The organism is Bacillus massilinigeriensis (assembly GCF_900111815.1).
Classification (GTDB): Bacteria; Bacillota; Bacilli; order Bacillales; family Cytobacillaceae; genus Mesobacillus_C; species Mesobacillus_C mediterraneensis.
In genome coordinates, this window is sequence record NZ_LT630012.1 from 24,119 (window position 1) to 32,272 (window position 8,154).

The 8,154-nt window shown below is 35.2% G+C and carries 5 protein-coding genes; all 5 read left to right on the forward strand.

What is annotated here, in order from left to right; all coding sequences use genetic code 11:
• Positions 1-36: 36 nt before the first annotated feature.
• Complete coding sequence (locus BQ5796_RS15925; RefSeq protein WP_071461364.1) at positions 37-2,679, forward strand: class I SAM-dependent DNA methyltransferase; 2,643 nt, start codon at positions 37-39, stop codon at positions 2,677-2,679.
• 9 nt (positions 2,680-2,688) lie between these two features.
• Positions 2,689-4,614 carry a DEAD/DEAH box helicase gene (locus BQ5796_RS15930; protein WP_071461365.1) on the forward strand — a complete coding sequence of 642 codons (1,926 nt, stop codon included), beginning with the start codon at positions 2,689-2,691 and terminating at the stop codon, positions 4,612-4,614.
• Complete coding sequence (locus BQ5796_RS15935) at positions 4,604-5,749, forward strand: GIY-YIG nuclease family protein (RefSeq protein WP_071461366.1); 1,146 nt, start codon at positions 4,604-4,606, stop codon at positions 5,747-5,749. The genes BQ5796_RS15930 and BQ5796_RS15935 overlap by 11 nt, the downstream gene beginning before the upstream one ends.
• Before the next feature lie 329 nt (positions 5,750-6,078).
• Positions 6,079-6,798, forward strand: a complete 720-nt coding sequence (locus BQ5796_RS15940; RefSeq protein WP_071461367.1) for a hypothetical protein — start codon at positions 6,079-6,081, stop codon at positions 6,796-6,798.
• A gap of 486 nt (positions 6,799-7,284) precedes the next feature.
• A partial coding sequence (gene istA / locus BQ5796_RS15945; protein WP_428839323.1) for an IS21 family transposase occupies positions 7,285-8,154 on the forward strand: 870 nt, incomplete at its 3' end.

The window sequence follows — 8,154 nt, forward strand, 5'->3', positions numbered from 1 at the left end:
CATCAAAGAATTAAAGTATTGTCGGAGGAAAATGAAATGGCGATTATTGATTTAGAAGATAAAATTGTTGAAATAGTGAATCAGGAAGAACACTCGGATTTCTTGTACGAATTACTCGATGTTTATGATATTCCACGAGCTACAATTACACGTTTGAAGAACGGAAATCAGAACCTTACGAAGCGAGCTGGTGAAGTTCACTTAAAGAATAAGGTGTGGTTTAAGGAAGCTAGGAAAGGTATGCTTTTTGAAGGATTTGTTGAAGTAGAACAACAGGTTGATGCTCTTTCAGCTAAGCCACGTTACCTATTGGTGACTGACTTTGATGGAATACTAGCGAAAGATACAAAAACACAAGAAGCTCTAGATATTAAGTTTGAGGAGCTACCTAAACATTTCGATTTTTTCCTTGCTTGGAAAGGTATTGAAAAAGTCGACTTTGAAAAAGAAAACCCAGCAGATATTAAAGCAGCTGAACGGTTTGCACGCCTATATGATGTACTTCGCAAAGAAAACAAAATCACTGACAATAATAAAGGGTTAGATCTATTTCTTATTCGCTTGCTGTTCTGTTTATTTGCAGAAGATACCGATATTTTTATTAGCAAAAGTTTTACAAATGCAATTAAGACATTGACTGAAGAAAATGGATCAGATCTAAATAAATTCTTTACTGACTTGTTTGGTGTGTTGGATAAGACTGAAAGAGATGATGTTCCATTTTATCTAAAAGAATTTCCTTATGTAAACGGACAGTTGTTTACCGAACCGCACGAAGATTTAAAGTTTTCAACAAAATCCAGAAAACTAATCCTTGAGTGTGGTGAATTGTTAAACTGGGCCAAAATTAATCCAGACATTTTTGGTTCAATGATTCAAGCTGTGGCATCGGATGAAAGTCGCAGTCATTTAGGTATGCACTATACAAGTGTTCCAAATATAATGAAAGTAATTAAACCATTGTTCTTAGACGACTTGTATGATGAATTTGAAAAGTCGTATAACAGCATGGATAAACTGAACCTACTTTATGAGAGAATTGGAAAAATCAAATTTTTTGATCCAGCGTGCGGTTCAGGAAACTTCTTAATTATTACCTATAAAGAACTAAGGCGTCTAGAAATCAAAATCCTGTTAAGACAGAGGGAATTGTCAGAATATATCATGTATCTCCCGTCAGTCACACTTGATCAATTTTATGGAATTGAGATTGACGATTTTGCGCACGATGTTGCGAAGTTATCGCTTTGGATTGCTGAACATCAAATGAATATGGAGCTAGAAGAAATCTTTAACGATAAGGTTCGTGCTACTCTCCCGCTTCAATCCGCTGGTGAAATACTCTGTGCTAATGCATTACGTGTGGACTGGAATGAAGTTTGTCCTCATAGTAAAGATGGAGAAGTGTATATATTTGGTAATCCCCCGTATTTAGGAGCAAAGCGACAGAATATGGAACATAAGCAAGATTTAGAATCGATATTTTCAGATATAAAAAATTATAAAATGCTTGATTATATTTCAGGATGGTTTTACCTAGGGAGTCAATACATTTCTAAATCTAAAGCACAGCTTGCATTTGTATCTACTAATAGTATTTCTCAAGGTGAACAAGTTTCAATATTATGGCCTTCGCTTTTTGAACAAGGGGTAGAAATCTCTTTTGCACATACGTCGTTTAAGTGGAATAACAATGCAAAAAATAATGCTGGAGTTATAGTTGTTGTTATTGGATTAAATGCAAAAGATATTATCAATAAAAAGAAAAGCCTCTTTTTAGAGGATTCAGTTCAATTGGTTGATAACATAACACCATATCTAACTCAAGGTTCGAATGTCTTAGTGTATTCTACTAAAGATTCTATAAGTAATTTACCTAAGCTAACTTTTGGAAGCATGCCTAATGATGGTGGGCATTTGCTTCTGACAAGAGAGGAATATCCTGAATTTCTTTTAAAAAATCCAGGTGCAGAAAAATATTTACGAAAATTTGTTGGTTCAGAAGAATTCATTAATGGGGACTATCGATATTGTATATGGATTGAGCCTAATGAGGTCGCTGAAGCAATAAAATATCCTTCAATTAAGCAAAGGATTGAAAAAGTTAGGGAGACAAGGCTTAATAGTAAGCGTGCATCAACAAAAAAATTAGCTGAGAAACCTTATTCTTTTGGTGAAGTTAGACACCAAGACTTAACTGCTATTGTTGTTCCATCCCATTCTTCTGAAAATAGAACCTATATTCCAATGGGATTAGCTAATGCAGATATTGTTTTATCAAACGCAAATTTTGTGATTTATGGGGCAGATATTTATCTTTTAGGCATTTTGCTTTCACGAATGCACATGGCTTGGGTAAAAGCGGTTGCTGGTAGAATAAAAAGTGATTATAGATACACTGCTGGGTTATGTTACAACACATTTCCTGTTCCTGAATTATCCACACGGCGAAAAAATGAAATTGAAGAAGTCACTTTTGAAATTCTTGATCTTCGTGAAGAGCTGGGTGGTACATTAGCAGACCTATATAATTCTAAAACAATGCCAGCAGATTTAAAGCTAGCCCATGAAAAATTAGACGGAATAGTAGATAGGGTATACCGCCAAAAAGGTTTTGAATCCGATAAGGAACGTCTAGAAGTATTGCTTAAAATGTACCAAGAAATGAGAGAACGGTAAGGTGGCAGTATGGAAAATATAGTTGAAATTAATTACAATCAAACTGGAAAAAGCAAAAAAACAAATAAATACGGTATGCGTGAAATGCAAGCACGAGCGTTCCAGAAACGTAATTCACAATACCTTTTAGTCAAAGCACCACCAGCGTCAGGTAAATCTCGGGCTTTAATGTTTATCGGCTTGGACAAGCTCATTAACCAAGGTTTGAAGAAAGTGATTGTAGCTGTACCTGAACGATCCATCGGCTCTTCGTTTAAAAATACTGATTTGAAGAGTTATGGTTTCTTTGCAGATTGGAATGTTGATGCTAGAAATAACTTAACGACTGCTGGTGGAGATAGTTCAAAAGTTAATGCTTTTGTTCGTTTCATGGAATCTGATGACAAAGTGTTGATCTGTACCCATGCTACATTACGATTTGCGTTTGAAAAAATAGATGATAAAGCATTTGATAACTGTTTGCTTGCGATTGATGAATTTCATCATGTTTCAGCAGATAATAATTCTCGATTAGGGGAATTGCTCCGTAGTATCATTCGTAATTCATCAGTACACATTGTTGCGATGACTGGCTCATATTTCCGCGGGGATTCTGTACCTATTCTTTTACCAGAAGATGAAGAATTGTTCGATAAAGTAACCTATTCATATTATGAACAGCTTGATGGTTACGATTATCTAAAAGGTTTTGGGATTGGATATCATTTTTATCAGGGAAAGTATACGTCAGCGATTGATGAAGTCCTGGATACGAATCTTAAGACAATTGTTCATATTCCAAATGTAAATTCAGGTGAATCGACAAAGGATAAATACGATGAAGTAAATCAGATTCTTGATTTGATTGGTGAAGTTGTTTATCAAGATGAAGAAACTGGTATCATTTTTATTAAGCGACATTCTGACGGGAAAATACTGAAGATTGCCGACTTAGTAGACGACCAAGCTGGACGGGAAAAAGTCGTTGAGTATCTACGCAATGTTAAGGAGTTAGATGATTTAGATATTATTATTGCGCTTGGTATGGCGAAAGAGGGCTTTGACTGGCCATTTTGTGAACATACTTTGACAGTTGGTTATCGGGGCTCACTTACAGAAATCGTGCAAATTATTGGGCGTTGTACTCGTGATAGTTACAATAAAACCTATGCTCAATTTACCAACCTTATTGCACAACCTGACGCAAAGGACGAAGTAGTAACATATACGGTGAATACAATGCTTAAAGCAATTTCTGCATCATTATTAATGGAGCAGGTTCTTACACCTGACTTTAAATTTAAGCGCAGAAAAAGTGATAGCGACAAGTCTTCTGCGACAGGTGAATTGTTCGTTAAGGGTTTGAAAGAGCCGTCAACTGAAAATGTGAGAAAGATTATCGAAAATGATATTAATGATCTAAAGGCAAAAATCATGCAAGATTCACAGGTCCAAAAAACCTTTACTGGAGAAGTCGATCCTAAAGTTTTGAACAAAGTCTTGATTCCTAAAGTAATTCAAAAAGTTTATCCTAACTTGTCAGATGATGAAATTGAGGAAGTTAGGCAACATGTTGTATTAGATACTGTGATGAAAGGTGCAAAGTCAGAAGTTATAGGTAGCAAAGAATTTATTCGAATGGCGGATAAATTTATAAATATTGAGGACTTAGACATTAACCTAATTGATTCAATCAATCCATTCCAAAAAGCATTCGAGGTCCTATCGAAAGAGTTGAACTCGCCAGTTTTAAAACTGATTCAGGAATCTATTGATGCAAAACGCATTACATTTGATGAGGATGAATTAGTCTTTATTTGGCCTAAGGTTGAGGAATTTTACCAATCAACAGGAAGGCGACCTGATCCAAAATCTGATGATCCGATAGAAAAACGAATGGGTGAAGCTGTAATTTATATGCAAGAGCTTAGGAGGAAACGCGAAAATGGCAAATAGATACCGTTCCATTGATGAAATCATGGATAGTTTACTATTTACAGAAATCACAACACCTCCTAGGAAGTCTCCGAAAGTTCAGTATGACCATGAAGTTGAAAAGTTTTTAGAGATTGTTGATTTTGTTAAAGAAAATGGACGTGAACCATATAAAGTTCCTACCGATTTAACTGAAAGAAGTCTAGCAAGTCGGTTAATTGGAATTCGCAAAGACCCTGAGCGTATGGAACATTTAAAAAAGTATGATGAAATTGGATTATTGGAGAAGAATCAAAAGGAAATCATAACTCCTAAAATTTCTTCTATTGATGATATCCTAAGCAGCGGTTCATCAGAATTGCTAGGAGATAGTAAGATTAACGATACAGCTATTTCGATTTTCGATACAAGTTCGCTTCAAAAGGTTACCACAATGCCTGAGTACGTTGCAAAAAGGAAAAAGTTGGGGGACTTTGGGAGATATGAGGAGCTATTTAAAAAGTGTCATAGGGAAATTACAGAGGGTAAACGAAAAATTGTACGTTTCAAAAATGAACAGGATATTCAACCAAATAGTTTCTATATATTAAAAGGAGTACTCCTTTATGTTGAAACTGTGGGGGAGCGTAAAAAGATTAAGGGAAAAGTCAATGCTCGGCTTCGGTGTATTTTTGAAAATGGAACAGAATCAGATATGTTACTTCGTTCGCTATCTGCTGAACTATATAAGCATGGAAGGCGTGTAACTGACAATGAAGAAACATTATTGGAGAATGTTAGAGAAGACGATGTGTCGACAGGCTATATCTATGTGCTAAAATCGCTGAGTACCGATCCGCAAATTACTTCAATTAAGAACTTATACAAGATTGGTTTTACGACAGGTTCAGTAGAAAATAGGATTAGGAACGCGGAGAATGAATCAACTTATCTCTATGCACCGGTTGAAATCGTAACTACTTATCAAGTGTTCAATATGAACGGCAGCAAATTTGAAACCGCAATTCATCATGCACTAGCAAATAATAATTTGGATGTTTCCATTCTAGGAGCAAACGGAAAAATGTTAGTTCCTAAAGAGTGGTTTGTTGTTACACTTGAAGAATTACAAGAAGTAATAAATGAGATCGTGATGATGGTTAATCTTTACGATTAGATGTGATCAAAACATGGTGCATTATATAGTTACAGCATAGTTTACCCCTGACTGTCTGACTCGAGATACGGCTATTATTTATTAAGGAGACTGTGTGCTCCTGTTTTGTTGGTTCGAGTGACTTTTTAAATTTTTGTAGGAAAAATATTATTAGGTATTTCATTAATTGGGATACCTTCTTTGTTTATTCATAAAACCATAGTATTGATAGGAAAAGGCATAATTGTATATTCTCCTAAAATATAATTAAATTGATTTTTTGGGGGGATGTGTCGATTATTGTTAGAATAAAAATAAGAGTTTCATTTTTAACAAAGGAGGTAATATAATTGACACTTAAACAATTTAAATTTTCAAGTGAAGAAGATTTTATTTATTACTTAAGAGAGCTTATATTACTAGTTCATAAAAATATAAATAAATACGAAGAACAGGTTAAAGAACTTGAATTGTATATAGAAGAGCATAAATTAATTGAAAGACCAAAGCGTGTAATTTCTCCAAAAGTTTATGAAGATTTCAGAGGCAGGCTTTTATTTACATCTAACTACCTCCTTAATGCTTTTGGAGACCAAGCAGATTTAGGAACTTCATATCAAAATTATAGAAAAGCCGCAAGAAAGCAAAATATAAAACTTTTAGATTTAAGTGATGAAGAACAGGCAGAATTAAACTCTCTCACTACCTCAAGAGATTGGTCAGCACATATACCAGCATCGATATTTCATTCTTCAGAGGAGAGAGCGAATAACTTACGAAAAAAGGGCCCTATTACATATCCTGAATTCAATAAATTCCAGGGATTGTGGTTAGTTTCTCTTTATGAGAATTCTTATAAAGGTTTACAAGGTTTTAAAAAATGGAAAAATATCCTGATGAGGGAATATTCTGTATTAACTGATGAGCCTTGCATGATTGTACCCTTTTCAATTGATGTTAGAGAAATAAGTGACCTAGAAATTCCAGAAATTTCGTGGTTAATTCAAACTAAGAAAATTAAATCAATTAGTGAAATAAAAGAATATTACAATAGTAACAACCAAACTTAAAGGCATATCGTAGATGTTTACTGTTTTCACAAGAAAGGTTATGAAATATCGTACTTGAATATAGGAAGAGAAGTTGAAGAAGGATTGTCTGTTTGAAGAGAAAAAGCCCCACTCAATCTAGAAGGGCTTTATATGGTTACATCTGAATTTATCCTATTTTGTCCTCCTATTTGTCCTCCGATGTTTTATAATCCATTAAAAAAATAGAATCAAATAATTTGTAAATGTTGATGTAATGCGGTTTTTTATACACTATTTCTTTCTATTATAAATAAAAATGAATGGGCGGCATGATGTAATTAGGGCTTCAAAACCCTGTTATATCATGTTTATTGCAAAATAAAAGTGCAGAACTTTGCAAGGAGAAACTGCAGAGTCCTGCACTTTATTTAGTGGCATAAAAAAAGGACTTGCCAGTCCCCAAATTTCCCTCTACTGTAATTGGTGTCGAATCAATTTAGTGGAGGTTTAGAAGGGATGCTAACAATGTCCGATATTAATTGTATCAAGAAATTACGAAACGAAAAAGGATTATCAGTAAACAAAATAAAACAGACACTAAAAATCAACTGGCGAACAGCCAAAAAATACGCAGATGGAGATCAACTACCTGCATCAAAAATACGAGAAAGGAAAGGAATGATGTATGAAGGTCAATGGGGGGAGATGGTTACTGATTGGTTATCGGAGGATTCCAAACTAAAGAAAAAGTCCCGTAGGACTAAGAAACAGTTGTTTGAGGAATTACAAAATCACGGGTTCAAAGGGTCCTATAGAACAGTCTGTTACTTTATCGAAGATTGGGAGAATACCCATCAGGATGAAAAGGATCGGGGCTTTGAAAGGCTGACTCATCCTCCAGCTGAAGCCCAAGTTGACTTCGGCGTGATGGAGGCTGTACAAGATGGAGAGCTTGTTGATATCAGAGCTTTGGTGATGTCCTACCCTCACAGCAATGCTGGATTTTCCGTACCTTTGCCGTCAGAAAATCAAGAATGCTTCCTTCATGGATTAAAAGAGCTCTTTCGTCAATCCGGAGGAGTACCTCTTAAAATCCGAATCGATAATTTGACTCCGGCAGTGAAGAAGACCCGTTCAAAGGTGGAAGAGGCGCAACTGACAGATGCATTTATACAATTTCAAAACCATTATGGGTTTGATGTTCAAGTGTGTAATCCCAGAAGCAGCCATGAAAAAGGGAATGTTGAAAATAAGGTGGGATATATCCGCTACAACTTCTTTAGCAAGGCCCCCGTTATGAAAGACTTTGATGATCTCACATCGAAACTGGAAAAGAGATTAGCAGAAGACAGGGATCGCGTTCATTATGAAAAACAGGTCAGAATAATAGATTTA

Coding starts and splice junctions, on each gene's coding strand:
- BQ5796_RS15925 (WP_071461364.1), top strand. CDS start 37: ATGGCGATTATTGATTTAGAAGATAAAATTGTTGAAATAGTGAATCAG.
- BQ5796_RS15930 (WP_071461365.1), top strand. CDS start 2,689: ATGGAAAATATAGTTGAAATTAATTACAATCAAACTGGAAAAAGCAAA.
- BQ5796_RS15935 (WP_071461366.1), top strand. CDS start 4,604: ATGGCAAATAGATACCGTTCCATTGATGAAATCATGGATAGTTTACTA.